This window comes from Thermoleptolyngbya oregonensis NK1-22 (assembly GCF_032705245.1).
Lineage (GTDB): Bacteria > Cyanobacteriota > Cyanobacteriia > Elainellales > Elainellaceae > Thermoleptolyngbya > Thermoleptolyngbya sichuanensis.
Genome location: NZ_CP053540.1, coordinates 4,547,737 through 4,572,271, shown reverse-complemented (window position 1 = coordinate 4,572,271; position 24,535 = coordinate 4,547,737). Strand labels below are relative to the sequence as shown.

The following is a 24,535-nucleotide window of genomic DNA, read 5'->3' as shown; positions in this document are numbered from 1 at the left end:
CCCTCAGCCCCAAAAACCGGAGCTAACCAGTTCGCCATTGTTCCAGGCTTGTCCCTGCTGGCGCTGCTGGAGGCGCGATCGCCACTGGCGAATCTGCTGGGCGGTCTGGGCAAAGGGCGAAAACCGGGGCGCAGGCTCAACGACCGCTTCCGCAGCACCCGAAGCCGACAGGCGGCGGTTGACGTTCATGCAGTCGGCCAGGTTGTCTAGGTATGGCTCTAGGTCAAGCGCTCGCTGCACCTGCTCGACCGACGTATAGCGATCGCGCAGCGACACCCGCAGCAGCTTGGTCAGAATTTTGCCAAAGTGGTCGCTGACGTGAACGTAATCTTCCCAGAGCATTTCGCCTGTGTAAGCATCATACTCAAACTCCATTGGCGGCTTGCCCGTAAGCATATACAGGCAGGTCACGCCGACCGCGTACAGGTCGCTGGCGTAGGTGGGGCGCAAGGCAAGCTGTTCTGGCGGCGCAAAACCCACCGTGCCCACAAACTGCGTCGTTGCGGTTTTGTGGGTGGTTTCGCCAGCTTCCACAATCCGCTCTTTTACTGCGCCAAAATCAATCAGCACCAGCCGCCCGTCGTCTTCGCAGCGGATCAGGTTGGGCGGCTTGATGTCGCGATGGATCACCTGCTGCTGGTGGACGTAGCCCAAAATCGGCAGCAATTCTCGCAAAAAGTGCTTGACGGCCAGTTCCGAAAAGGGGCCGTTTTGCTTGACCTGCTTCGCTAGGGTATATCCCCGCACGTATTCCTGCACCAGGTAAAACTCACCTTCTACCTGAAAGTAATCCAGCAGGCGGGGAATACTCGCATGGCTGCCCAACTGGCTGAGGGTCTTGGCTTCCCGCTCGAACCGTTCAGAGGCCCGCTTTAGCACGGCGGGGTTGTCCATCTTGGGGCAAAGCTGCTTGATAACGCAGAGGGGGCTGCCGGGCAGCGATACGTCTCGCGCCAAGAAGGTGATGCCAAAACCGCCGCGTCCGAGGGCCTTCAGCACCTGATAGCGATCGCGAAACAGTTGGCTATTTTGGCAAAGCTGGCCGGGCTGAGTTAGCAGTTGCCGGGAGGATCGGGCTGCATTTAGGGGGGTGGTGGAGGACGCCATCATTAAGTTTGAGATGTGAAGTCAAAATTAAAGAAGCCAGCGCTGATCCGAAAAATCCCTGAGTCCGAGCCAGATGGTTCTGATACCTGCGCCAACGAAACGCACGAGCGGACTCTCCAACTGTCTGGAGCAGCGTTCGCTGCCCTTCACAACCTACCCAGTAGCATAAACCAATTTAGGAAATTCTGTGGATTTTCAAGGGATTTGCCCATCTCCAGATAGGCTTGGCATTCCTGATGCTCCCATCACATTTCCAATAGATTTCCAACCTTGGGATGATTCTGGTTTTAAACCGCATTCCCTCATTCTGGATAGGGGCTATACCCAAGCTTCATCTACTTAAAGTCCTAGTAAAATTCTGACCCGCCTCACCGGATAACGCCTGCGTGGATTTGGGGAAATTCGTCCCACAGCCTGGAGAGGCTGGCAGGCAAGGCAAAGCGCGTACCCTAAGGGGCAAATTGTGAAGTCAAATTGTGAAGTCAAATTGTGAAGTCAAATTGTGAAGTCAACCTGGTAAAGCAAGAAGGGGCTGGGGATACGAGGTGGATTAGGTCAGACGCGGTCTGATCATGGCTCGATACCTGAGACGCAGAGTGAGGCAAGAGCAAAGTGAATTCAGATCATAGGCGAATGACAGGCAGATCACGAGCAAAGGGGGCTAGAAACTTATTCTGGCGTGGGCGATCGCCACCCGGAGGCTTCCCTGCCAGGTCTGGGCGAATTGCGCGATTATTGCGAAGTCCACAGTTCCTGACGATATCGCGATCTAAAAGTGCTAAGGTTTTAGCATTCGAGTGTGTGTAATTCCACAAAGCGCAACTATTATGACCAAAGGACAGGGATTCGGCGGCTTTGGACTCGGCAAAATGAAAGAGCTGACCGAAGCGTTCAAAAAAGCTCAACAGGTGCAGGAGGGTGCAAAGCGCCTGCAAGAAGAGCTAGAAGTCATGGAAATTGAAGGCGAAGCAGGCGGCGGGCTGGTGAAGGTGGTGCTGAGCGGCAACCAAGAGCCTCGCCGGGTCGAGATTACGCAAGACGCAATGGGCGAGGGGCCAGAGGTGCTGGCCGATCTGGTGCTGGCGGCGGCCAAAGATGCCTACAACAAGTCCACCGCCACCATGCGTGAGCGAATGGAAGAATTGACCGGTGGACTGAATCTGCCTGGGCTGGGCTAGTCCAGCGGAAACTCCCAGCCAAAATTTCAGGCTCAAGGGGTTGGGTCTTTGGGTTTTGAGCGCCTGTAGCTCTCAACAGATCTAAATCTCAGCGATTCTGAGTCTTTGTAATTTTGATTTGTAATTCTGAGAAGAGGCGCGGTTCGAGGCTGCGTCTCTTTTGTCGTTCCAAGGTGCGTTAGTGCGTGGGGAGGGGGCGATCGCCCTTCCCTCTGCCTCTTTGCAACTTCCTGCAAAACGCCCTGGGACAGTCTTGTAACAAAATTCCTACAAAATTCCTACAAAATTCCCGCCGACTCGTACAGCCGCCGCACCAGCGCCATAATCTTGTCGCCATACTGCGGGTCGGCGGACCAGCGCCCGCTGAGCTGCCCCACCAGCGGCGCAACCCCCCGCGCCACAAATCGAAAGCGCGGATCGACTAGCCCCTGCACCAGCGGAGCCGTGCTGCCGTAGGCCTTGAGGTGCTGAATGTGGGCCCGCACGCCAATGCGAGCGCTGGGAAAAGAGGCACCGCTGGGGCTGCCCGCCGCGTCGCCCAACCCGCCAAAGTTGTTTTGTCCTGGCTGGATCGTGCCGCCAAATTGCAAAAAGCTCGTCTCGACGCACATCTGGCAAAAGGCGAGGTCATAGTTCACGCCCTCCACGCTGCCCTCTTCGCGGTAGAGGCGCGGCAGGTCGGGAAACTGGTTCAGCCCGGCCTCGTTATTATTCTTCAAGAACATCCGCAGTTGCAGTTCTGAAGTCTGCCCAAGGCCCATAATCCGGTCGATTTGCCCCGGACAGATGCCAGAGTTTTGCAAGATCACGGTGCGCGTGGCCGCGTCCCAGGTGACAGACACATTAAAGGGTCGCAGTTCCACCGCCCGCACGTAGACAATATTGCGATAGGTGACACGCCGGATGTCGGGCGACTGGCTGATATCAATGCCCAGGCGATCGACCAGATCAGCGGGAATAAAGGCATTGCCGTTGACGATAATGCCGCGCTCGTCATACAGTCCGCCGTTGATATTGATACTAATGCTGGGGTAGGTTTCGCCGCCGGGGTCGGGGGGTAGACCCGCCACAGCCCGGCTCCAGGACGAGAGTCCGTCGGCAATGCCCAGCGCCAGGTCGCGCCGCTGGTTTTGCAAAATGCTGCGGTCTTCTGGACTTGTGAGAAATCCGACATTCATCAGCAGTGAGGGAACGATCAACTGGCGGCAGAAGGCAAGGCTGCCTGTCCCTGAGTCGGTGTCGGGCTTTGCGCCGCGATTGGGCAGTTGGGGAACGCGCCGCAGCAGCGCCAGCAGCAGCAGTTCCGCATGGGCTTTGCGCTGGCTGTTGGTGGGGATGTAGAACACGGTTGCGCCGCGCACGGAGGGGTTGGGGGAGGCATCGGCGTGGATTTCCAGCGCCACATCCAGGTTTTGCGCCCGCGCGTTGATCCACGCGAGGGTCTGGGCCATGCTCAGGTCGTCCGGCACGGACAGCACCTCCAGCCCCCGCGCCCGCAGTTCGGCCACAATCAGGTCGCGGGTCAGGATCATCTCCCGCGCCTCCGTTGTGCCTGCTACCACAATGCCGGGGTCGATGCCCGCGCCTTCTGTGCCGCCATGCCCCGCAGAGATAAAAATCCGTCCCATCGACTGCTGATCCTCGTTTGCGTGCCCGTTTCCAATTTGGCGGCGATCGCCCCTTGCACTCTAGACCCTGGAGACAGGGCGATCGCGCTACCCGTAAGACTAGCTAAATTCCGCACCCTTGGCGCAGGTTTATTGACCGCAATGCCTCCGGCCATTCGGCGTTAGAAATATTAGAAAACGCAATGTGCAACTCTGCTGATCCCCCTCACCCTTTTCTGGGATGCCGGAGGCTTTAAGCCCTCTCCCAGAGCAGAAGAGGGACTTCAAGCCTCTTTTGCTCCCCTTCTTCCAACCTGGGAGAAGGGGTTGGGGGATGAGGGCAGATTGAAAGTTGCACATCGCGTTACCCGTGCAAGTTTGTAGAAAAGCGTCAGAATAAAGGATACGCCCTTGCCCCCTCCAGCCGCATGGTTACGCCGCGCCTCCACCCCGACACCATCGAAGACGTGAAGCAGCGGGTCGATATCGTCGATATCGTGTCCGAGCATGTGGTGCTAAAAAAGCAGGGTAAAGATTTCACCGGCCTGTGTCCGTTCCACGATGATAAATCGCCCAGCTTTTCCGTCAGCCCCAGCAAGCAGTTCTACTACTGCTTTAGCTGCGGAGCCGGGGGCAACGCCATCAAGTTTTTGATGGAGATTGGCAAGCAGTCTTTTGGGGAGGTGGTGCTGGAGCTGGCGCGGCGCTATCAGGTGCCCGTGAAGACCCTAGAACCGGAGCAGCGGCAGGAATTTCAGCGGCAGTTGTCGCAGCGAGACCAGCTTTATGAAATTCTGGCGGTGACGGCCAAGTTTTTTGAACACGCGCTGCACCAGAGCCAAGGGGCGATCGCCCTCGACTATTTGCGAACCAAGCGCAAGCTGTCGCCCGAAATCGTCCAGCAGTTTCAACTGGGCTATGCCCCCGGCGGCTGGCAGACGCTCTACGGCTATCTGGTAGAGCAAAAGCGCTATCCCGTGGAGCGGGTGGAGCAGGCGGGCTTGCTGGTGCCCCGGCAGGGCGGCAGTGGATATTACGACCGATTCCGCGATCGCCTGATGATTCCCATCTGCGACGTGCAGGGGCGCGTCATTGGCTTTGGCGGGCGGGCCCTGGGCGACGAACAGCCCAAGTACCTCAACTCGCCAGAGGGCGACCTGTTCGACAAAGGCAAGACGCTGTATGGGCTGGATCTGGCCAAAGGGGCGATCGCCAAGCGAGACGAGGCGATCGTGGTGGAGGGATACTTTGATGTCATTGCCCTGCACGCCGCAGGCATCACCAACGTCGTCGCGTCGATGGGCACTGCGCTGACCCAGGGGCAGATCAAGCAACTGCTGCGCTATACCGAGTCCAAGCGGATTATCTTTAACTTTGACGACGACAAGGCCGGGCAAAAAGCCGCCGACCGGGCCATTGGCGAACTGGCGGATCTGGCCTATCGCGGCGAGGTGCAGGTGCGGATTCTGAACCTGCCGGAGGGCAAAGACCCCGATGAGTTTCTGAAGGCCCACTCCCCGTCTGCCTATCAGGACTTGCTGCAAGACGCGCCGCTGTGGCTCGACTGGCAGATTCAAAAACTCCTGGCCGACAAAGACCTGAGCCAGCCCGACCAGTTTCATGCCAGCACCCAGGCGATCGCCCAACTCTTGGGCAGCCTGCCCAACGCCACCCTCCGCACGCACTACATCCACCGCTGCGCCGAACTGCTGAGCCGGGGCAACGCCCGTCTGGCCGTGCAGCTTGAGCAAGACCTGCGAACCCAGGTGCGGGGGCAGCGCTGGCACGGGCGATCGCAAAAATGGCAAACACCGGGCGATCGCACGCTGCTAGAAGAAGCCGAAGCCCAACTGCTGCGCCTCTATCTACACCAGCCGGAACACCGCGCCGAAATCCGAGCAGCGCTGGAGTCCCGCGATCTGGAATTCAGCATCGCCCACCATCGCCTGCTGTGGCAGCAGATCTTGGCGATTGAGGACTCTGCCGCAGCGCAGGATAGCGCGGAGCCGGAGAGTGGGGCAGAGTGGCCTACCAGCGCTCAGCCGCCCAACCCCGTCTCTCTGCTCACCCGCCTGCAAGACCACCTCGCCGAACTCCCGGGTCAGCACGAAGCCGTTTATTCTCTCTTTCAGCTTGACGAAAAAACGCGACGCGACCTGGCACGAGCCGCCCTAGTGATTCGCACCGCCACGGCCTGCATGGAGATGGTGATGTGCGAAAAGCGGCGGCGGCACTTCCTCGATCTGTGGAAGAAAACGGACATCACCACGTCGCCGGAATTGGGGCAATATTACCAGCAGCAGCTTTATCTGGAAGATCAGCGCATCAAGGTGCTGGAACAGGAGCAGCGCAACACCACCTTTGCCGATTTGGCCCAAACTCCGTGGGTCGGGGTCGGCCTCATAGAGTGATGGGGGATTCTCCTAATTCCCTGTCTACTACCTATCTTATCCACTACCTAGCCACTACCTATCACTACCTATCTACTGCGCCGAGTGGCGTGACCAGTCCATCCAGGCTGACACGATTTTTCGTCTGGCGATAGCTGTTCAGTCCGTCTTCGCCTTTCTGGCTGGCCCAGTCTACGAGTTCATTGCGCTGCCCTTCGTAGCCAAAGCGGGGAACCCCCATACCGCAAGAGGTCTGGACTTTGGCAACCTCAACGTGGAGGATTTGTCGAGCGCCGGACAGCGGCGGGAACAGTGGGTAAAGCGTGTCCCATTCGGGAGATTGGGGCAAAACCGTCGTGCCCTGGCCGTAAATCCGCAGAATCAGCGGCGGCCCCTGAAAGGCGCAGAACATTAGGGTAATACGACCATTTTCCTGGACATGGGCAGAGGTTTCATTGCCACTGCCTGTGAGATCCAGGTAAGCGACCCGATGAGGCGACAAAATGCGAAAGCTGTCGAGTCCTTTGGGAGACAGGTTAACATGCCCTTCGGCGCTAAGCGGGGCAGTCGCCACGAAGAAGATTTGCTGCTGGGCAATAAAGTCCTGGAGTTTGGGCGTGAGGGAGTCGTATTGTTGGGCCATGGGAGTGGGGGCGATCGCCCGGATTATAAGAGAATGGCAGCCATCCTACCGCATTCCCACAGCGCCGCGCCCCGCCCCCTTGGGGCATTTGATTAAAACACAGTCATTGAAACGCACAGTCTAGGACAGCACTCCCGAATTTTTCAGATAGGAATATACCTGCGATAGCACTTGTCGCGCTGGATTGAACGTGATTTTTTTCACCGCGTCATGGTAGGTCAGCCAGGCATAGTCTTTGATTTCTTTTGCCTGACAGGTGACGATTTCCGACTTTACCAGCGCAGGGAAGTAGGTCACGGTCTTGTCGATGGGCTTTTTGTCACGCATGAAGCGGTAGCGTTCCATAAAAGCGTCTTCGCTAAGCAGGTCGTAGGCGGTGATGCCCGTCTCTTCTTCAAACTCGCGGCAGGCAGCGGCGATCGCCGTTTCGCCAGGGTCGGCATGTCCTTTGGGAAAGCCCCAATGCCCAGCGTGGTGCTGAATCAGCAAAAACTTGTCGCCGTCCTCCTGGCGCAAAATAGGCACAATGCCAAAAGCCTCGTCTTTCATAGCAAGTTCAGTCGTGTGGGAGTCAAGCCTGGCCGTTTGTCCAGAATGCTTGCATCACAGTGTAATCGATGCGGATTCTAGGATGTCGTATCTTGCGACAGAAAAATGCGCGGCGACGCAGGGGAGGTCACCCGCTGCACCCCTCGCCACGCCAACGGGTCACATCACGCTAGCACTGGACTGATCTCGACTAGAGGCTACTCTCTGGCAACGGTTATTTTCTGATAGCGGGCGATCGCAACGCCTGCACTGCCTGCACCACCGCCGCGCCTGCCTGCTCGATCTCCGTTTCCGTGGTGAAGCGACCAATGCCAAACCGCAGCGACGCAAAGGCCAAATCGGGCGATCGCCCAATCGCCGTCAGCACATGGGAGGGCGCGATTTTTGTGGAGCTACAGGCCGCACCGGAAGAAACTGCGATTTGCGACTGCAACGCCAGCAGTAGTGCCTGTCCGTCTACGCCTTCGATGCTTAGATTCAGGTTGCCCGGAAGCCGCTGGGTGGGGTGGCCGTTGAGATACACGCCGCCCAGGGGTTGAATGAAGGAAAAGAGGCGATCGCGCATTTCCGTCACTCTGGCCGACTCCGCTTCCCGACTCTCCAGCGCCAGTTCCACCGCCTTGGCAAAGCCCACAATCTGCGGCACATACAGCGTCCCCGACCGCATCCCCCGCTCATGCCCGCCGCCGTGAAGCTGCGCCGCAAGCTGCACCCGTGGGTCGCGCCGCCGCACATACAGCGCCCCAATGCCCTTTGGCCCGTAGACCTTGTGGGCCGTCAGGGACATCAGATCGATTTGCATCGCCTGCACGTCTAGCGGAATTTTGGCGATCGCCTGCGCGGCATCCGTGTGGAACAGCACGTTGTGTTGATGACAAATCGCGCCAATCTCTGCCAGCGGTTGCAACACGCCAATTTCGTTATTCGCCGCCATCACCGACACCAGGATCGTATCGGGCCGGATTGCCTTTTCTAGGGCAGCTAAATCTACCAAGCCGTCGGGCTGCACGCCCAGCCGCGTAATTTCAAAGCCCAGGGATTCCAGATACGTACAGGGATCGAGGACGGCGCTGTGTTCCGTTGTCAGGGTGATGATATGTCGTCCCTGAGAAACATAGGCTTCCGCCACGCCCTTGATTGCCAGGTTGTTGGCTTCCGTTGCGCCGCTGGTGAAGATCAGTTCTTCAGGGGTCGCGTTGATCGCGGCGGAAAGGATGGAGCGCGATCGCCCCACCGCCGCCTCTGCCGCCCAGCCGTAGGAATGCGTCGTGCTAGAGGGGTTGCCAAAATGCTGCGTGAAATAGGGCAGCATTGCCTCTAACACTCGCGGATCGACGGGCGTAGTCGCGTGATTGTCGAGATAAATCGGCTGATGAGGCATTTCGTCTAAGAGGGCTAAACAGCAGGGCAGGCAGCGCCCACCCTGTGCCTAAGGCCTCTCTTAGCAAAAATTAGCAAAGAGGCATTGGGAGGATCGCTCCTGCCCAGTTCTACACCAGCTTTTTCACTTTGTCGATGATGCCCACGGGGTCGATGCCCTGGTGGGGGAACTGTTCCCATAGCCCGCCACAGCCCTCTTCGTGCGTGCCGTAGTAGGCAAACTTCGGCGTGTAGCCCCGCTCCAGCAGCCAGGAGCCAAAGCGGCTGCCCAGCCCTGTCCGGCGGTTAAACGCCTCCACCACCACCACAAACGGCGACTTGCCGATCTTCGCCATCGCGTCTTCGTCCACCACGTTCAGCGTGGACTTATTGATCAGCCCCACGTCCAGCCCTTCTTGCTTCAGTCGCTCCACCGCATCCAGGGCGCGATAGACCGCATCGCCCACCGCGACGATATAGCCCGCCGTGCCCTCGCGCACCACCTCATCTTTGCCAGGGACAAACGTGTAGTCGCCGCCGTAAAGCTCATTGCCGCTGCTGTCTAGCAAGATTGGCGTTTTGGAGCGGGTCGAGAAGATGAACCGCAGCCCCGGATCGAAGAAGATCGCCTCGACGCAGGCCTTCATCTGGTTGGCATCGGCAGGGAAATAGAGCTTGGTATCATAGCCGTCGTCTAGCCCGTTGTCGGCAAAGAAGTTGTTGATACCAAAGTGGCAGGTGTTGTCTGCCATGTCGTCGATGCCGGAGTGCGAGAAGTGGCACAGCAGGTTGGAATAGTTCAGCCGCGCCATCGTGATTTCGGAAATACACATTTCCAGAAAAGCGGCGAAGGTGGCGAAGATGCCCTGCTTGCCCTGTTCCATGCCAAAGCCCGCCGCCGCCGACAGGTTGCCCCGCTCCATGATGCCGGAGGGAATGAACACTTCTGGGTAGGCATCGTGGATTTTCTTCAGCCCACAGGAGCCTTCCAGATCGCTATCGACCACCAGCACCTTTTCTTTGCGCTCGGTTTCGCTCATTTTGGCCAGCATTCCATTCACCGCGTCGCCAAACACGTTGCGGTTGGAATCCCATTTTTCGCTGATGCCCAGGAAGGTGTAGTCCTGCTTGGGCTTTTGGATGCCGTTGAGGTGGGCGACGGCGGCGCTGTGGCCGCGGCTTTCCAGATATTGCAGCGCCAGCTTCACAGAGATCACGTCGTGTCCGTGGTTCGAGCCTTCTAGCCCCTCGATGCCGGGGCACATGGGGCGCTTGCAGATGACGGCGATCGGGCCAGGGGTGTTCACCGCTTCGCAGATGGCGGCGTAGAGCGCGTCGATGTCTTCGCCGTTGACCTCCAGCACCTTCAGCCCGTGCCCTTCCAGGGTGTGCTTGACGCTGTAGCCAGGGAGATATTTGGAGGGATGGCCGGCAATGGTTACGTCATTGTCATCGATGATCAGCTTGACATTGAGGTGTTGGGCAACTGCGAGGCGGGCCGCTTCCGCATCGTTGCCTTCCTGCTGGGAGCCATCGGAGCCAAGACAAAAGACCGTCTTGCCCGGATTGGCAAAGGCGACGCCATTCACATAGGGCCACATATGCCCCAGGCGACCGGAACTGAATTTGACCCCAGGCGTTAGCCCCAGTTCTGGGTGGCCGGGCAATTTGGAATGGGCCAGGCGATAGCTCATCAACTGCTCGGCGGGCAGGTCGCCATTCAGCGTTGCCATCAGGTATTGCGTACCCACGCGATGCCCCGCTTCGTCGAAGAAAATGGGGACAAAAGACTCTGGCTTGCCGCGAAACAGCGCGTCCAAAATCATGACTTCGGGCACGGTGTCGTAGGGGCCGCCCGTGTGTCCGCCCACGCCGTGGGCCGCGCCTGTGGCCGTGAAGAAGACGATCGCATCTCGACAAAGCTGGATATTAGCCTGGAGGGCCGCTTTCTGATCCGCCGTCAGGGTAGGCACGGTGGGATCAAGCGTTAGTTTTTGATATGCGCCGAGGTCGATGGGGAAGGTTGCGCCAGTTGCAGTCATAGCGTTTGTCCATAAATTTATGTTGGGGCAGTGCGAGCGATCGCCAGCATTGGAGCGTGGATCGGCTGCTATCGATTTTCCCTGGAGACCAGGGCACTCACCTCACTAGGGTTGATCCTAGAGATAGGGCTACCAGAATGCAAGTTTAGTGGCGAACGTGCCCCTGCTGATTAACTGCTCATTAAATTGCTGGTAAATCTGTTTGCGGTTCGTTGGTAAATCTGTTTGTGGTTCAATCTGTCCCCTAGCACTCAAATTTTCAGACTGCTTGGACTGGTTGAGTTTTTTACAGGTTTTCTGTAGGTTTGAATCCATGCAGCCGATGAAGCTGATCACCCATGAAGCGGGTTAGTGAATGAACGGTTGAGTGGGGGATGCGTATTTTGGATGGGCGATCGCCCCTTCCCTTCACTCGATCAGCGATCGCCACTCGTCTGCTCTATCCTATTTCAATCCTGGAGAAGATCATGGCTTTTGAGTTTAACCAGATCGACCGGATTAAAGACTTTGATGAAGCGATCGCCGTGCTGGAGTCGGACTATGTGCCAGCGCTGGTGGAAGCGTTTGCCAACTCTCCCGAAGGACAGGCGTATCTAAAGGCTCAGCCCAAAGAGGCAGGGTATTTGGGTGGGTGGGTCGGAAGTCTGCTTTACTACGGCTATGCCTATATGGAAGTAACGCTGCCTAAAATGCGGCAGCGAGACGTAGACATCGTACTCCAGCAGCTTTTTCCTCGCAAACTTACCCTTGCGGAACCGGATCAAGCGAACTGCATTGTGCCAGAGCTAATTGCTTTTTGGAAATTTGTCCAGCGGGAATACAAACAGCGCCACAGCAGCAAAATCCTGATGTTTCTCCACGAAATCGAGCCGACTTTTGCAGCAACCATGAACGACCCGCGCAACTTTGGCATAGCCAAGTCGTTTTTCATGTCAGGGCAGGCAAGCGGGTTTGACATGACGACTCCGGAGGGACTGGCCGCCTATCAGGAGCAACATAACCAGCAGATTCGTGAGCAGTCTTTAGCAGCGATCTCACCGATGATTGTGCCAGAGGGCGTGCCGCCAGAGTTTGTGGCGCTGATGAGCCAGCAGCTTGGGCTTGGCCCAGTGCCAGGGCTAGAGCATTTGCCGACCGACCCGCAGGCGTTAATCAGCGCGATCGCCCAACACCTCATAGACACGGGCGTGGTAACTCTTGAGGAATCAGAAAGCCTCGACGCGGGCGCTGAGGATGCCGCAGACCCGCTGAATTCGCTGCTGAGTTTTGCTAACCATTTTCAGCAGGAAACGCTGAAAAATACAGTTCAGGAGCAAGGCGTAACCCTGTCGGAAAAGGCGATCGCCCTCCTGCAAGACCTCCGCATCACGCCCACCACACCCGGCACCATTGTTCAGGATTTTGATCGGCTGCTGGAAAGAATCGGCGCGGACGGCATTCCAGTTAGCAGCACTCGTCAACAGCTTAATCTCAATATCCTCAAAGACCTGAACGCTTTGCTGAGCCAGCCGATTCAAATTGACCTCAAACGGCCGCAGCAAAAATCCTACCCCAATCTGTACGGACTCTATCTACTGCTGCGGGTGACGGGGCTAACTCAGATCTGCCAAACAGGTAAGACCCCCAAGCTGGTGGTCAATCCTGACCTCTACGCGGCGTGGCAAACGCTTAACCCTACCGAGAAATATTTCACGCTGCTGGAGGCCTGGCTGATCCGGGGTGATTTGGAACTGCTGGGAGAAGACCGGAATCTGCTGAATGAAGGGAGCCGAGTTCTAAAAGCCTGGACTGAGTTGTCGAAGCAGCCCAAAACCTACCGAAACTACAGCGAACAAGATCAGTTGAACTACTGGCCTGGATTTCACAATCTGACGCTGATGCAGATGTTTGGCTGGGTGGAGTTGGTCTGCCCCCGCCCTGAGGCAGGCAAGGGCTGGCGCGTTAAACGGGTGAAGCCTACGCCGATTGGAGATGCGATCGCCACTGTAGCGCTGAGCGCCTATCACGACCAAGAATTCCAGTGGGCCTCGGAAAGCGACTTTACCCTGCCTTGGGGCGACTTTCAGCCCTATTTCCAGCCCTATTTCCCCGAATGGCGACAAAACCTGACCGCACTCCAGCCCCCAGCGCATCAAACCGGAACCTGCATTTTCAAAGTTTCGCTCGGAAAAATCTGGCGGCGACTGTCGATTTCGAGCGAGTCTACTCTAGAGGCATTGGGTGACTTGATTCGAGAGTCGGTGGATTGCGACTCGGATCATCTCGATCTATTTTCCTTCAAAGACGCGATGGGTCGCACGGTTGAAATTCATCATCCCTACAACGACTGGCGCGACAGCAAAGCCAGTAACGAAGTGCTGATTGGCGACCTGCCTTTACAGCCTGGTATGTCGATGACTTACCTATTCGACTTTGGCGACTGCTGGGAATTTAATGTGCAGCTTGAAGAAATTCAGCCTGGAAAACCCAAGCGGGGCAGCAACAAAATTTTGGAGCGCCACGGCAAAGCGCCGGAGCAATATCCCAACTGGGACGAAGACGAATAGATCTGGTTACAGGAGGCGATCGCCCGTCTCTGGATCAAACCCAACCAGCGCCCGCTCGTCGAACCGCAGCGAGAGGCGATCGCCCACCTGCACCGCCCGCTCCGGCGCAGCCAGCAGGTTGATCGGACGTGCCACCCCCGGCAGCTTTGCCCGCACCAGTGTTTCGCGGCCCAGCGGCTCCACCAGCGTCACCTGTGCTACCAGCCTGCCATCTTCCCCGTCGGGCGCAATCCCATCGGGCGCAATCTCATCGGGCGCAATTTGCAACTGCTCTGGCCGGATGCCCAGGTTGATAGACCGTCCGGGGCGAGTCGCGACGCGTTCGCGCAAGCGGGGCGGCGCACTTTCCCTACGGGAATCGCCCAGCACCGACTGCAACCCTGCGGGACAGGGCAGGACTTGTTCGCCGATGTGCAGCCTATTCTCCAGATAGACCGCGTTTAGAAGATTCATTGGCGGATTGCCCACAAACGTCGCCACCATCTGATTTGCAGGCTGCTGGTAGATTTCCTGGGGCGGGCCGATTTGCTGAATCCGGCCCTGGTTTAGCACGACGATCTGATCCGCCAGGGTCATGGCTTCGGTCTGGTCGTGGGTGACGTAGAGTGTGGTGATGCCAAGCTGCTGATGCAGTTGCTTGAGTTCGGCGCGGGTGTCGTCTCGCAGTTGGGCATCCAGGTTGCTCAGCGGCTCGTCCATCAGAAATGCCTGGGGCTTGCGGGCGATCGCCCGACCCAGCGCCACCCGCTGCTGCTGACCGCCGGAAAGTTGACCTGGCTTGCGATCGAGCAGGGGGGTCAATCCAAGCGACTGGGCCACCGCCTCGATGCGCGATTGAATCGTGCGGACATCCGCTCCCCGCATCCGCAGCCCAAAGGCCAGATTCTCCGCTACCGTCATGTGGGGATACAGCGCGTAGTTTTGGAACACCATTGCCACGTCGCGCTGGCGGGCAGGCACGTCATTCACGCGGCGATCGCCAATATACAGATCGCCCGACGTAGCCATCTCCAGCCCCGCAATCGTCCGCAAAATCGTCGATTTGCCGCAGCCCGACGGCCCCACCATCACCCAAAACTGCCCATCAGGCACTTCAAAGGTAATATCGGCGATCGCCGTCGTTGCATTAAAGATTCGCGTAATTTGGTTCAGCGCAATTCGAGCCACAGAGCAAAAGGAGCAGTAATTTTTCTATTCTCCGTTTATCTAAAGAAGGAAAAACGAAAAACGAAAAACGAAAACCTGGTCTTCCCTCTTCGTTCTTCGTTCTTCCCTCTTCCCTCTTCCCTCTTCCCTCTTCCCCCCGTTCGGTCAAGTTTGACAACGTTTTAGCCATTAAATGTAGCAAATCTTGCAAATCTCTTTAGACCCGACGTTCGTTTTGCCTCCGCGCTTAGAATAGGGAAATTATTCTCCACCCACCCAGGAGCAACTGTTATGACCGTGATCGCCGTTGTGGACTACGACATGGGCAACCTACACTCGGCCTGCAAAGGCCTGGCCAACGCTGGAGCCACTCCCCACGTCACCGATTCGGCCAAGGATATCGGACGGGCAGATGCCATTGTGCTGCCTGGCGTGGGCGCGTTTGACCCGGCAATTCAGCATTTGCGCGATCGCGACCTGATCTCGCCCCTCAAAGATGCGATCGCCAGCGGCAAACCCTTCCTGGGCATTTGCCTGGGGCTGCAAATCTTGCTGGACGGCAGCGAAGAAGGACGCGAATCGGGTCTGGGCATCGTCCCTGGTTGGGTGCGCCGTTTCCGCCATGAACCGGGCATCACCATTCCCCACATGGGCTGGAACCAGTTGCAGCTTCGGCAGCCCAATCTGCCCCTGTGGAACCAGCTTGCGGCTGATCCCTGGGTCTATTTTGTCCACTCCTTCTATGCCGACCCGGCTGATGCAGGGGTGATTGCGGCTACGACCACCCACGGGTCGCAAACCGTAACCGCAGCGATCGCCCGCGACAACCTGATGGCTGTCCAGTTCCACCCCGAAAAATCCTCCGACACTGGGCTAAAGCTGCTGGCCAACTTCGTCGCCTCGGTGCAGGCCAAAGAACTTGCGGGTATTCGCGGCTAGCAGCCGACCGTTGGGGCGATCGCCCTATGGTGAACCCAGACTGGACATCGGGGGGCAACAGACCCCCTGTTTTTTTGCCGACCGCCAACCATGTCTCTCCGCATCTATGGCAACCGCCTGATTAAAACCCTCCCTGGCGGCGACACCCGCCCCACGCCCTCGCGGGTACGGCAAGCGCTGTTCAATATTTGGCAAGGGGAAATCGAGGGCTGCCGCTGGCTGGATTTGTGCAGCGGCAGTGGCTCAATGGGGGCCGAAGCGCTCTGTCGCGGCGCGGCGCTGGTCGTGGGCATCGAGCAGTCGGGGCGGGCCGCCGCTGTGGTCACAGAAAACTGGCAAACCGTCGCCAAACCAAATCAGCAGTTTCGGCTGCTGCGCGGCGATGTGCGGCAAATGCTGCCAAAACTGAGCGGGCAACGCTTCGACCGGATTTACTTTGACCCGCCCTACGCCAGTGAGTTGTATGAACCCGTGCTGGAGGCGATCGCCCGTCATCAGCTTCTGGCCCCCGATGGCGAACTGGCGGTCGAACACGGGGGCGATCGCTTTTCTGAAACGGCCCTGGCGACCCTGCTGCCCCGCATCGCGCCCCTAGTTCCCTGCCGCGAGAAGGTCTATGGCAATACGGCGCTGATGTTTTTTAGGTGGCAAGATGAGGGGCTGGCGTGAACGGGGGTAGTAGGGGTTGAGGGAGTGGAGCGAGCTAAAAAGGGAGTGGAGCGAGCTAAAAAAAGAGACCCCCGAAAGGGCCTCCATTCCGACAATTTTCCAGAAATTTCTAGAGGTAGTTCACAAGGTTTTTTTCAAGTGTTGCTGGGGTGCGTCTCAAATGCCCCCTGAGGGCCCTCAACATGGAGAGCGGGCAGAGGGTGTCTACAGACCCAACTGGTCGCCCCGGCGATATTGCAGATAAGCCGCGACAAACAGACCAGCCAGCGTCACGGGAATCAAGCCCAACACAATTCCAGAAAGCAGCGGTTCAACCACGGTTCAATCTCCTTAACGTTAAGTCAAATTTTAGCAACGAATGGTTGAGCAGTCAGCCCTGTGGCGATTTTTTGGCACGGCTTTTAAGGTTTTTTACGTTTTCGCTCGCCCCTTCTCAGAAAAGGGCGATCGCCCTCTCATCTAATCCACTCTGCCGGGACTTGGGGTCGCAACCGTCAGACCCAGCAAAACCTTGCCATTTGCACTCCTTAAATAAATCTGTGCAGAGTTGCCGTCTCCGCTCAAGAAACTTTAAGCTAGGTTATAAATCGAAACGCTATTCACACCCCGCCTTGACCCCGAATCTCTTGAACGAGCCAATTCTAGAATCGCAAGTGACGAGTGCAGCCAGCGATGCTCCGGATCGGTCGCGGCAAGCACTCTGGTTGCTGTTGGGTTCGGCGGTGGTAATGCTGGTGGCGATCGCCGCCCTGCTGCTGCTCCGCCATCCCGATCCCTACGTGCGGAGCGTGCTGGCTCTAGAGGGCAACCCGTCCCAGGGGCAAGTTATCTTCCAGATGAACTGTGCAACCTGCCACGGATTGACGGGAGATGGCGTAGTTGGCCCTAGCCTGCATCATGTTTCTGCCCGCAAGTCTCGCATCAAGCTAATCGAGCAGGTAATCAGCGGCAAAACGCCCCCCATGCCCCAGTTCCAGCCCAACGCTCAGGAAATGGCGGATTTGCTGGAGTATCTTGAGTCCTTATAGCGAGAGTCTGGATAGCAAGAGTCTTTGGCAGCAAGTCCTCATAGCAGCTTCTAGGTGCTGGGTGCATCTTCAAACTTATAGCCCACGCCGATTACTGTTTTCACAAAGCTCGGCGTTGCGGGGTCAAACTCAATTTTTTTCCGCAGGCGGGCGATGTGCGTATCTACCACGCGCTCATCCCCAAAGAAATCGCTACCCCAGAGTTTCTCAATCAGCTGGGCCCGGTTCCACACGCGGCCGGGATAGCTCATAAAGGTGGTCAACAGGTCAAATTCCAGCGTAGTTAGGTCAAGCCGTTCGCTCTTTTGTCCTGGCCCGTCGCCGTGGCGATAGGCCGCCCGCTGGTCTACGTCTACCGTAAAATGCTGCGTGTGGTAGGTCTTGCTCTGTCCGCCCTGGCGCAGGGTGCGCCGCAGCAGCGCCCGGACGCGGGCCACCAGTTCTCGCGGACTAAACGGCTTCACCATATAGTCATCGGCTCCAGTAGACAGACCGATTACGCGATCCATCTCTTCGCCTTTTGCCGTCAGCATTAGAATGTAGGGGTCTTTGTGGCCGGGCTTTTGGCGAATGCGGGCACACACCTCCAGCCCGTCCAGTTCTGGCAGCATCAAGTCCAGAATAATCAAGTCGGGCTGGAGTTCTTGAAATACGCGAATGGCCGTCTGCCCGTCACTGCAAACGCGACAAGAAAAGCCTTCTTTTTCTAGATAAAGCTGGATCAGTTGGGCAATTTCGGCTTCGTCTTCAACGATTAAAATGTCCATGACCTGCGGAGGATTCGTCGCTTGCGTTTACCATTAAACCTGAGTGATGGTATGAGAGCAGTTTGTAAGCCGCTCGCTGCATCAGTCCTGGTTAATTCCTCTGGTCAATTGCTCTGGTGATTTGGGTGAGCGTCCAGGGATATGGGACTCGATCCTAGCGTAGCGGTGTGGCAGACCGCTGATCTACGGTTCTTCTAGAGCATGATAGACGGCATGGTAACAGCTACCCCCCCTTCGGAATTGCATCGGTTGGGCTTCCAGTTGCAAACCTTGTTGCGGACGGCGCAGCCAGGATTGCCGCCAGTGCAGGTGCGGTGTGCGCTGCGGGAAGGCGTGCTGATGGTGCTGGTGCAGCAGGTTTCGTCTGACCCTGGAGCGGCTTCCGCCGTCCGTCGGTTAGAGGCTTCTGAGGCTTCAGAGATTTTCGCTTGTCTGGAAGATGAACTGCGGCGATCGCCCCCCAAGATTCCCCCAGCGAAATCTCCCTTTTCTCCTGCCCAGGTTCAGCCGCTGCCCGTGCGGGTGTATCTGCGGGCGGCTGGCCAGTCTCGCCCCTATGCCATCCATCAGTTTCGCATCGATGGATCAGCGCTTTCTGCGATCGCCCCAGAACAGGCCCAGCCTGAGCAGAATGAAGTCAGCGCATTCGTCCCCACCGCAGCGCCAGGGCGGTTGCGTCGTCTCCCCCAAGATGATGCAACTCTGGATCATGCAGACCTGGATCATGCAGACTTGGCTCATACAGACCTGGCTCATACAGACCCGGCGGAAACCGTGCTGCCAGATCCGGATCAAGCCCTGGCTCCAGATCCAGACGCGGCTGTTGCTGGGGGATATTCGCTTTCTCGAATGGCGATCGCCCTGGCAGCAGGGGTTGCGGCGCTGGCCTTTGGCGGCACGTTTTATGCCCTGACCCGCCCTTGCGTGATGGGCGGCTGTGCCGAGTTGCAAACCGTGGAGCGGCTGCATCAGGCAGTGAGCCAGCAGTTGAGCCAGGGCGCGACGCTGCAAGACCTGTCCCAATCCTACACGCGGCTCACGGAGGCCAGCTATCGCCTCAGTCGGGTTCCTCGCTGGTCGCGCCACTATGCAGCGGCGAACCAGGTGCAGCAACAGACCGAATCGACGGTCGCCGCGCTGGGGCAAGTGCTGTCGGCCCAGGCGACCGCAACCGAAGCCGTCGAGATGGCCCAAAATCCTCCCCATCCGCTGGAGGTGTGGCAGCGGGCGCAGGCGCTCTGGGAAAAGGCGATCGCCCAGTTGCAGCAGGTGCCGGAATCCAGCCCGGCCTACGATCTGGCTCAGCAGAAACGGCTGGAGTATGTCGAAAATCTGGCCATGATTGAGCAGCGCATCACCCTGGAGCAAAAGGCGCAGGACTGGGTGAATCGGGCGCGGCAGGCGGTGGAACTGGCGGAAGCGCGACAGGGCGCGGCCACGTCGATGGACACTCGGCTGGAGGCCCACGGCACCTGGCGAACGGCGATCGCCCTGTTGCAGCAGGTTCCCGAAACGGCGATGGCCTACGCCGAAGCCCAGCAGTTGTTGGCGCTCTATCAGCCACGCCTGCTCGACAGCAGCGCCCGTCTCCAGCAGGAAGAAACGGCCGTGGATGCCCATCAGCGGGCGCTGCGGCTGGCAGATCTGGCGGCCCAGGCGGAGCAGCGCAGGCAGTGGTCGCAGGCGGTGCAGCACTGGCAGGGGGCGCTGGCGGCGGCGCAGCAGGTGGCCGCAGGCACGACCGTCCATCCCCAAGTGCAGCCGCTGCTGTCGTCCTATCGGGCATCCTTGGCGACGGCGCAGGAAAAGCTGAAAGGGGCGATCGCCGCTCAGGCAGCCGAGCAAGACCTGGAGCGCAACTGTAGCGGTACGCCCCGCATTTGCACCTACGCGCAGCGGGGCAGCGTTATGCAGGTGCGGATCACGCCCAGCTATGATCGGGTGCTGCAAGAGGCGGCCGCCATTACTCAGGTCACGCAAGAGACTGATCCGGACTCGGCCATCATGGCCCACTTCAACCCCCTGCTGCGGGCGATCGCCACCGTTGGCGAAACCGCCCAAATTCCCATTGAGGTCTACAACGCCGACGGCTCCCTGTTTGGCATCTACGATCCCGCCCTGGATGGATATGTTTCTCGCGAAGTCCGCAACCAGCAGCAAAAGCGTCCCTAACCCCCCAACCCCGAATGCACTGGCCCGACATTCTCGATTTTGCCGAAGCCGCTACTCACTCAGTTGGCCAGCAACTGCTCCAGGACTTTGGGCAGGTGCAGGCCGACGAAAAGGCTGACGGCAGCCTGGTGACGCGAGCTGACCGCTGGGCCGATGAAACCCTGCGGGGGGCGATCGCCCAGCGGTTTCCCGACCACGGCATCCTCAGTGAAGAGTTGACCCACGTTTTTCCGGCTCAGGACTGGTGCTGGATCATCGACCCCCTCGACGGCACGACCAACTTTGCGCGGGGCATTCCCATCTGGGGCATTTCCCTGGGGCTGCTCTATCAGGGCACGCCGGTCTTCGGCTACGTGCATCTGCCGCCGATTCAGCAGTCGTTTTATGGCTACTGGCCCGGCGACAGCAGACTGGAGATGCCCACCGGAGCCTTTTGCAATGGACGGGCGATCGCCGCTAGCCCCGACGCTCCTAGCGGCAACCACTTCTTTAACCTGTGCGCCCGCAGCATCGCCATCCTCCAGCAGCAGCCCTTCCCCTGCAAAATCCGAATGCTGGGTGTTGCCACCTATAACCTGCTCACTGTGGCAGCAGGAGCGACCCTGGGCGCAGTTGAAGCCACCCCCAAAATCTGGGACATTGCCGCCGTGTGGCCCATTGTGCAAGCCGCTGGAGCCGTGTGGCAGCCCCTAGAGCCGGGGCCAATTTTTCCGCTGGTGCCAGGGCAAAACTATGGCGATCGCCCCTTCCCCACCCTCGTTGTCAGTCAGCCCGCCCTTCTGGAAGTGTTTCTCCCCAGAGTCGCCATTTTGAGCAAGTAGGGCGCAGCACGAAAAAAGAAGCGGCTGAGGATCAGACGTGACCCTCAACCCTTCGCGCTCATCTTGCAGAGCCATAATCGCTAGCTGCGCGGCATCACGGGCAGGGATGAAACCGACTCGGCCCCCGTATCGCCTTTCACGCGGCGGATCTGGGCCCCCAGCAGCTTCAGCTTGCCTTCCAGGTCATCGTAGCCTCGATCCAGATGGTGCAAGCCCTGAATAATCGTGGTGCCGCGTGCCGCCAGCCCCGCCAGCACCAGCGCCGCCGATGCCCGTAGATCCGTCGCCACCACGGGCGCACCCGTGAGGAACGGCACCCCGCGAATCACGGCGTGATTGCCCTTGGTGCGAATATCTGCGCCCATGCGGTTTAGCTCGGCCACATGGCCCATGCGGTTTTCAAACACAGTTTCGGTGATGATGCTATCGCCCTCGCTGAGGGTCAGCAGCGCCATAAACTGCGCCTGCATATCCGTCGGAAAGCCAGGATAGGGCAGCGTTTCAATATCTGTCCCCAACCGCGACGTACCGGGCACAATGCGGAGACGGCTGGGCGTTTCTTGAACCACCTCCGAGCCGATCGCCCTCAGTTTGGCAATCACTGCCGTCAGATGATCCGGCACGACCGGAGCCAGCGACAGTTCAGATTGGGTGATCGCGCCTGCCACCAGAAACGTGCCCACTTCCACCCGGTCGGGAATCACCGCGTAATCAACCGAGTGCAGACTGGGCACGCCCGAAATCACGATCGTATTTGTGCCTGCACCGCGAATCCGTGCGCCCATCGCCCGACAGAAATTGGCCAGATCCACCACTTCCGGCTCCTGGGCGGCGTTTTCCAGAATCGTTTCGCCATCGGCCAGGGTCGCTGCCATCATCAGCGTTTCCGTTGCGCCAACGCTGGGGTAGTCGAGGTAGATCCGTGCGCCTTTGAGCCGTCGATTCACCCCCGGAATGCAGGCGTGAACCGTACCATGCTCGATCTGCACATCGGCTCCCATCGCTTGCAGTCCGCGCACATGCAAATCGACTGGACGCGCTCCAATCGCGCAGCCGCCGGGTAGGGGAATCCGCGCAATGCCCAGCCGCGCCAGCAGGGGCCCAATGATGAAAAAGCTAGCCCGGAGTTGGCTGACTAGCTCGTAGGGGGCTTTGGACTGGCTGAGATGGCGAGCGTCGATTTCTAGCGCGTCATCCTTGCGGGTAATCTTTACGCCGAGGGCGCTCAGCACCTCGCCCATGCGGGCCACGTCGGCCAGCGAGGGGACATTGCGAATGCGGCAGTCTTGGCTACACAGCAGCGAACCAGCCATCAGCACCAGCGCCGAGTTTTTGGCACCGCTGATGCGAACCTCGCCGCTGAGGCGGTGTCCGCCGATGATTTCTAGGACTGGGCTGCGATCTTCAGGTGAAGAATGGGTCACGGGTGAATTGAGAGAGGGGTTAATGGGTCTATCCTCCAAATGCGCCTGTCAATCTTAAAGCTTTTCTTCTGTTTGTTCTATTTCTGGCGTGCCTGTTTTGGCTGCGCCTGCTTCTAGGTTTGCATTTCGGCTCATGCCCTATCGTTCCCTGAGTAGATGCTCAGCCTTTGCATCTATCTCAGCAGAATTTGGTCTTGATTTTACCGGAAAGGTTTCGTGTGTCTATAGCTCTGACCATTACTTTGCCAAAGCCGGGCGATCGCCCCCCGAACAGAAACGCCACAGAACCGCCAAAAAAGTAGCAAAAAATTGTCGGCAGGAGTTGACGAAAGTTTCATCTATGCAGCATGATGGTAAATCGCAGCGTTGAAATGCGTTGATTGCGGAACTGGCGGAATTGGTAGACGCGCTAGATTCAGGTTCTAGTGTCTGCAAAGACTTCCGGGTTCAAGTCCCGGGTTCCGCATGGATGAAGAGTGGCTAGTGGCAAGTGCTACTAGCCATTCTCTTTGGGAATCCTTCTGGCATTCACTGGGGTTAGGGTGTTCACGCATCCGCTAAAAGTTTGGAGAATTTCCGCCATTTTCGGGAAGGGCGATCGCTCGTTTGATTTACTTATCATTTCGTTACACCTTGTCATAAAAGACTAATCAGATAATCAGAAAATGCTTAGCGCCCAGACGATGCCAGCATCGACTCCCCGCCCGCTCAACCTGTGCTGAACTCATGCTGACAAGCCTGCAAAATCCTCTGGTTAAGCAACTCCGCAAGCTGCATCAAGCCAGGGGACGGCGCGAACAGCAGCAGTTCTTGCTGGAAGGCACGCACTTGCTGCAAGAGGCCCTGGCGGTGGGCTATCCGCTGGCCGTGGTGTGCTGCACGGAAACCTGGCGATCGCGCTATCCCGACCTGTTTGCGGCGGCCGGTCAGCGGGCGGAACGGCTGGAATTAGTGAGCGAGGCGGTGCTAGCGGCGATCGCCACCACCGTTAACCCCGATGGAGTGATCGCAACGGCTTTTCGCGTCGCGCCAAGACAGCCCAACGATCCCCGCCAGGTCAGCCTGGGGTTAGCGCTAGAGACCGTGCAAGATCCGGGCAACCTGGGCACGATGATTCGCACTGCGGCGGCGGCCGGCGTGGAGGGGCTATGGCTCAGCGCTGATAGTGTCGATCTAGATCATCCCAAGGTGCTGCGGGCGACGGCTGGGCAGTGGTTTCGGCTGCCGATGGCGGTGGCAGACGACCTGATCAACGTGGTGCAACAGTTTCGATCAGTGGGGGGGCAGGTGGTGTCTACTTTGCCCAGCGCCACGCAAACCTATTGGGAAACCGACTTTACCCGACCCACGCTGATTTTGTTGGGAAATGAGGGCGCAGGACTGTCGCCTGGGCTGGCGGCGCTGGCAGACAGTGCGGTGAGGATTCCCCTAGCGGCTGGTGTAGAGTCGCTGAATGTGGCGATCGCCGCGGCGCTATTGGTCTACGAAGCTCGACGGCAGCGCACCCCTGCGACAATGGCGGCTGGATCAGCGCCGAGTCCGCCTATGCCCCGCGCTCCTGAGTAAATTGCTCAATGTCTGCCACGGCATCTTCCAGGTCTTGAACCGTAAACTGGGGCGATCGCGCTTTGTCCACCTCCCGATGAGGCGCTTCTGCCGAGGCAGGCTCAGGCTGGCTGAGGCGATCGCTGAGCTGATTGAGCGACTCGATAAACGCTTGAGACGCTGCGTACCGTAGCTCTTGTTGATGTGAGTTCATAGCAGACTCCTGATCGACGCTGGGAAAAACAGTCTCCATCGTCTCTATCCGAATCTCTCCACGCATAGAAACCTCCACTTATTTATGGAAAGCCCCTTATGAAAAGCCCCGGCGAGAGGAAACTCGTTTGTTCACGCGGTCTGGTCGGAAAACCCTTCCCAGTCTAGTGAACCGTGTTGGAAATGCCCAGCTTTGCTGGAGAACTGGGAGCAGCCCGGTGGGGCTGAGGAACACAATTCTGTCTCTTCAGCTTGCCCCTGAGAGTTTAGCAATGCGTCAGGAAATCTGCTTAATTTCCGGCGCTGAGGGGCGATCGCCTGCCTGTGAAATACGCGGAATTATGTGCGACGTTCCCCGCAGCCACCTCCCAAAGCCGTGCCCGAAATTCA

Annotated in this window: 21 protein-coding genes and 1 tRNA gene; 10 read left to right on the top strand and 12 right to left on the bottom strand. The window is 58.3% G+C overall.

All coding sequences use genetic code 11. The features are described from left to right. Positions 1 to 3: 3 nt before the first annotated feature. Positions 4 to 1,110 carry a protein kinase domain-containing protein gene (locus HNI00_RS19100; protein ID WP_316788526.1) on the bottom strand — a complete coding sequence of 369 codons (1,107 nt, stop codon included), beginning with the start codon at positions 1,108 to 1,110 and terminating at the stop codon, positions 4 to 6. An 824-nt stretch (positions 1,111 to 1,934) separates the two neighbouring features. Between HNI00_RS19100 and HNI00_RS19095 the strand changes: the two genes are divergently transcribed. After that, a complete protein-coding gene (locus HNI00_RS19095; RefSeq protein WP_297078799.1) occupies positions 1,935 to 2,285 on the top strand; it encodes a YbaB/EbfC family nucleoid-associated protein in 351 nt (116 codons plus the stop codon). 278 nt (positions 2,286 to 2,563) lie between these two features. Here HNI00_RS19095 and tftA read toward each other — a convergent pair whose 3' ends face one another. Together tftA and HNI00_RS19085 are read right to left on the bottom strand one after the other, a co-directional pair. Continuing rightward, entirely contained in the window at positions 2,564 to 3,913 is a 1,350-nt protein-coding gene (tftA, locus tag HNI00_RS19090; RefSeq protein WP_297078798.1) for a hormogonium tapered terminus morphoprotein TftA, read from the bottom strand. Next, positions 3,841 to 4,068 carry a hypothetical protein gene (locus tag HNI00_RS19085; protein WP_297078797.1) on the bottom strand — a complete coding sequence of 76 codons (228 nt, stop codon included), beginning with the start codon at positions 4,066 to 4,068 and terminating at the stop codon, positions 3,841 to 3,843. Before HNI00_RS19085 ends, tftA begins: the two co-directional genes overlap by 73 nt. A gap of 252 nt (positions 4,069 to 4,320) precedes the next feature. On the opposite strand from HNI00_RS19085, the gene dnaG reads away from it, so the two are divergent. Beyond that, the gene (gene dnaG, locus HNI00_RS19080; protein WP_316788522.1) at positions 4,321 to 6,303 is read left to right on the top strand and encodes a DNA primase; all 1,983 of its coding nucleotides are present in this window, start codon (positions 4,321 to 4,323) and stop codon (positions 6,301 to 6,303) included. Between the two features lie 64 nt (positions 6,304 to 6,367). Here dnaG and HNI00_RS19075 read toward each other — a convergent pair whose 3' ends face one another. The 4 genes from HNI00_RS19075 to HNI00_RS19060 all read right to left on the bottom strand — a co-directional run bounded on the left by HNI00_RS19075 (position 6,368) and on the right by HNI00_RS19060 (position 10,875). Further along, complete coding sequence (locus tag HNI00_RS19075; RefSeq protein WP_316788520.1) at positions 6,368 to 6,925, bottom strand: pyridoxamine 5'-phosphate oxidase family protein; 558 nt, start codon at positions 6,923 to 6,925, stop codon at positions 6,368 to 6,370. A 120-nt stretch (positions 6,926 to 7,045) separates the two neighbouring features. Beyond that, entirely contained in the window at positions 7,046 to 7,474 is a 429-nt protein-coding gene (locus tag HNI00_RS19070) for a bis(5'-nucleosyl)-tetraphosphatase (RefSeq protein ID WP_297078794.1), read from the bottom strand. 214 nt (positions 7,475 to 7,688) lie between these two features. Next, positions 7,689 to 8,855 (bottom strand): cysteine desulfurase family protein, encoded by a 1,167-nt coding sequence (locus HNI00_RS19065; protein ID WP_316788517.1) that lies wholly within the window; start codon positions 8,853 to 8,855, stop codon positions 7,689 to 7,691. A gap of 109 nt (positions 8,856 to 8,964) precedes the next feature. Beyond that, the gene (locus HNI00_RS19060; protein ID WP_316788515.1) at positions 8,965 to 10,875 is read right to left on the bottom strand and encodes a transketolase C-terminal domain-containing protein; all 1,911 of its coding nucleotides are present in this window, start codon (positions 10,873 to 10,875) and stop codon (positions 8,965 to 8,967) included. A 374-nt stretch (positions 10,876 to 11,249) separates the two neighbouring features. On the opposite strand from HNI00_RS19060, the gene HNI00_RS19055 reads away from it, so the two are divergent. Further along, positions 11,250 to 13,421, top strand: coding sequence for an IS1096 element passenger TnpR family protein (locus tag HNI00_RS19055; protein WP_316788513.1), 2,172 nt, complete (start codon positions 11,250 to 11,252; stop codon positions 13,419 to 13,421). Positions 13,422 to 13,427: 6 nt separating this feature from the next. Here the strand turns inward: HNI00_RS19055 and HNI00_RS19050 are convergent, their stop codons facing one another. Continuing rightward, entirely contained in the window at positions 13,428 to 14,588 is a 1,161-nt protein-coding gene (locus tag HNI00_RS19050; RefSeq protein ID WP_316788511.1) for an ABC transporter ATP-binding protein, read from the bottom strand. 270 nt (positions 14,589 to 14,858) lie between these two features. On the opposite strand from HNI00_RS19050, the gene hisH reads away from it, so the two are divergent. Together hisH and rsmD are read left to right on the top strand one after the other, a co-directional pair. Continuing rightward, entirely contained in the window at positions 14,859 to 15,506 is a 648-nt protein-coding gene (hisH, locus tag HNI00_RS19045; RefSeq protein ID WP_316788509.1) for an imidazole glycerol phosphate synthase subunit HisH, read from the top strand. Positions 15,507 to 15,596: 90 nt separating this feature from the next. After that, positions 15,597 to 16,175 carry a 16S rRNA (guanine(966)-N(2))-methyltransferase RsmD gene (rsmD, locus tag HNI00_RS19040; protein WP_316788507.1) on the top strand — a complete coding sequence of 193 codons (579 nt, stop codon included), beginning with the start codon at positions 15,597 to 15,599 and terminating at the stop codon, positions 16,173 to 16,175. 204 nt (positions 16,176 to 16,379) lie between these two features. Here the strand turns inward: rsmD and petG are convergent, their stop codons facing one another. Then, positions 16,380 to 16,493: a cytochrome b6-f complex subunit V gene (gene petG / locus HNI00_RS19035; protein ID WP_068512313.1), complete on the bottom strand. Its 114-nt coding sequence runs from the start codon at positions 16,491 to 16,493 to the stop codon at positions 16,380 to 16,382. 389 nt (positions 16,494 to 16,882) lie between these two features. On the opposite strand from petG, the gene HNI00_RS19030 reads away from it, so the two are divergent. Then, entirely contained in the window at positions 16,883 to 17,203 is a 321-nt protein-coding gene (locus HNI00_RS19030; RefSeq protein WP_371321972.1) for a c-type cytochrome, read from the top strand. Between the two features lie 50 nt (positions 17,204 to 17,253). Here HNI00_RS19030 and HNI00_RS19025 read toward each other — a convergent pair whose 3' ends face one another. Continuing rightward, complete coding sequence (locus tag HNI00_RS19025) at positions 17,254 to 17,970, bottom strand: response regulator transcription factor (RefSeq protein ID WP_172354536.1); 717 nt, start codon at positions 17,968 to 17,970, stop codon at positions 17,254 to 17,256. 213 nt (positions 17,971 to 18,183) lie between these two features. Here HNI00_RS19025 and HNI00_RS19020 point away from each other — a divergent pair, with 213 nt between their 5' ends. Both HNI00_RS19020 and HNI00_RS19015 read left to right on the top strand, forming a co-directional pair. Then, a complete protein-coding gene (locus tag HNI00_RS19020; protein ID WP_316788501.1) occupies positions 18,184 to 20,142 on the top strand; it encodes a hypothetical protein in 1,959 nt (652 codons plus the stop codon). Between the two features lie 14 nt (positions 20,143 to 20,156). Then, positions 20,157 to 20,963, top strand: coding sequence for an inositol monophosphatase family protein (locus HNI00_RS19015; protein WP_316788499.1), 807 nt, complete (start codon positions 20,157 to 20,159; stop codon positions 20,961 to 20,963). Positions 20,964 to 21,043: 80 nt separating this feature from the next. Here HNI00_RS19015 and murA read toward each other — a convergent pair whose 3' ends face one another. Next, complete coding sequence (murA, locus tag HNI00_RS19010) at positions 21,044 to 22,387, bottom strand: UDP-N-acetylglucosamine 1-carboxyvinyltransferase (protein WP_316788497.1); 1,344 nt, start codon at positions 22,385 to 22,387, stop codon at positions 21,044 to 21,046. A 382-nt stretch (positions 22,388 to 22,769) separates the two neighbouring features. Between murA and HNI00_RS19005 the strand changes: the two genes are divergently transcribed. Further along, positions 22,770 to 22,853, top strand: a tRNA-Leu gene (locus HNI00_RS19005). A 260-nt stretch (positions 22,854 to 23,113) separates the two neighbouring features. Further along, positions 23,114 to 23,953 (top strand): TrmH family RNA methyltransferase, encoded by an 840-nt coding sequence (locus HNI00_RS19000; protein WP_316788495.1) that lies wholly within the window; start codon positions 23,114 to 23,116, stop codon positions 23,951 to 23,953. Here the strand turns inward: HNI00_RS19000 and HNI00_RS18995 are convergent. Beyond that, on the bottom strand, positions 23,931 to 24,146 hold the full coding sequence (locus tag HNI00_RS18995) for a hypothetical protein (protein ID WP_297076879.1): 216 nt from the start codon (positions 24,144 to 24,146) through the stop codon (positions 23,931 to 23,933). The genes HNI00_RS19000 and HNI00_RS18995 overlap by 23 nt on opposite strands. Between the last annotated feature and the right edge of the window lie 389 nt (positions 24,147 to 24,535).

Coding starts and splice junctions, on each gene's coding strand:
- HNI00_RS19015 (WP_316788499.1), top strand. CDS start 20,157: ATGCACTGGCCCGACATTCTCGATTTTGCCGAAGCCGCTACTCACTCA.
- HNI00_RS19055 (WP_316788513.1), top strand. CDS start 11,250: ATGCGTATTTTGGATGGGCGATCGCCCCTTCCCTTCACTCGATCAGCG.
- HNI00_RS19020 (WP_316788501.1), top strand. CDS start 18,184: ATGGTAACAGCTACCCCCCCTTCGGAATTGCATCGGTTGGGCTTCCAG.
- HNI00_RS19070 (WP_297078794.1), bottom strand. CDS start 7,474: ATGAAAGACGAGGCTTTTGGCATTGTGCCTATTTTGCGCCAGGAGGAC.
- HNI00_RS19000 (WP_316788495.1), top strand. CDS start 23,114: ATGCTGACAAGCCTGCAAAATCCTCTGGTTAAGCAACTCCGCAAGCTG.
- HNI00_RS19060 (WP_316788515.1), bottom strand. CDS start 10,875: ATGACTGCAACTGGCGCAACCTTCCCCATCGACCTCGGCGCATATCAA.
- HNI00_RS18995 (WP_297076879.1), bottom strand. CDS start 24,146: ATGAACTCACATCAACAAGAGCTACGGTACGCAGCGTCTCAAGCGTTT.
- hisH (WP_316788509.1), top strand. CDS start 14,859: ATGACCGTGATCGCCGTTGTGGACTACGACATGGGCAACCTACACTCG.
- HNI00_RS19100 (WP_316788526.1), bottom strand. CDS start 1,110: ATGATGGCGTCCTCCACCACCCCCCTAAATGCAGCCCGATCCTCCCGG.
- rsmD (WP_316788507.1), top strand. CDS start 15,597: ATGTCTCTCCGCATCTATGGCAACCGCCTGATTAAAACCCTCCCTGGC.
- HNI00_RS19025 (WP_172354536.1), bottom strand. CDS start 17,970: ATGGACATTTTAATCGTTGAAGACGAAGCCGAAATTGCCCAACTGATC.
- HNI00_RS19075 (WP_316788520.1), bottom strand. CDS start 6,925: ATGGCCCAACAATACGACTCCCTCACGCCCAAACTCCAGGACTTTATT.
- dnaG (WP_316788522.1), top strand. CDS start 4,321: ATGGTTACGCCGCGCCTCCACCCCGACACCATCGAAGACGTGAAGCAG.
- HNI00_RS19095 (WP_297078799.1), top strand. CDS start 1,935: ATGACCAAAGGACAGGGATTCGGCGGCTTTGGACTCGGCAAAATGAAA.
- tftA (WP_297078798.1), bottom strand. CDS start 3,913: ATGGGACGGATTTTTATCTCTGCGGGGCATGGCGGCACAGAAGGCGCG.
- HNI00_RS19085 (WP_297078797.1), bottom strand. CDS start 4,068: ATGGCCGGAGGCATTGCGGTCAATAAACCTGCGCCAAGGGTGCGGAAT.
- HNI00_RS19065 (WP_316788517.1), bottom strand. CDS start 8,855: ATGCCTCATCAGCCGATTTATCTCGACAATCACGCGACTACGCCCGTC.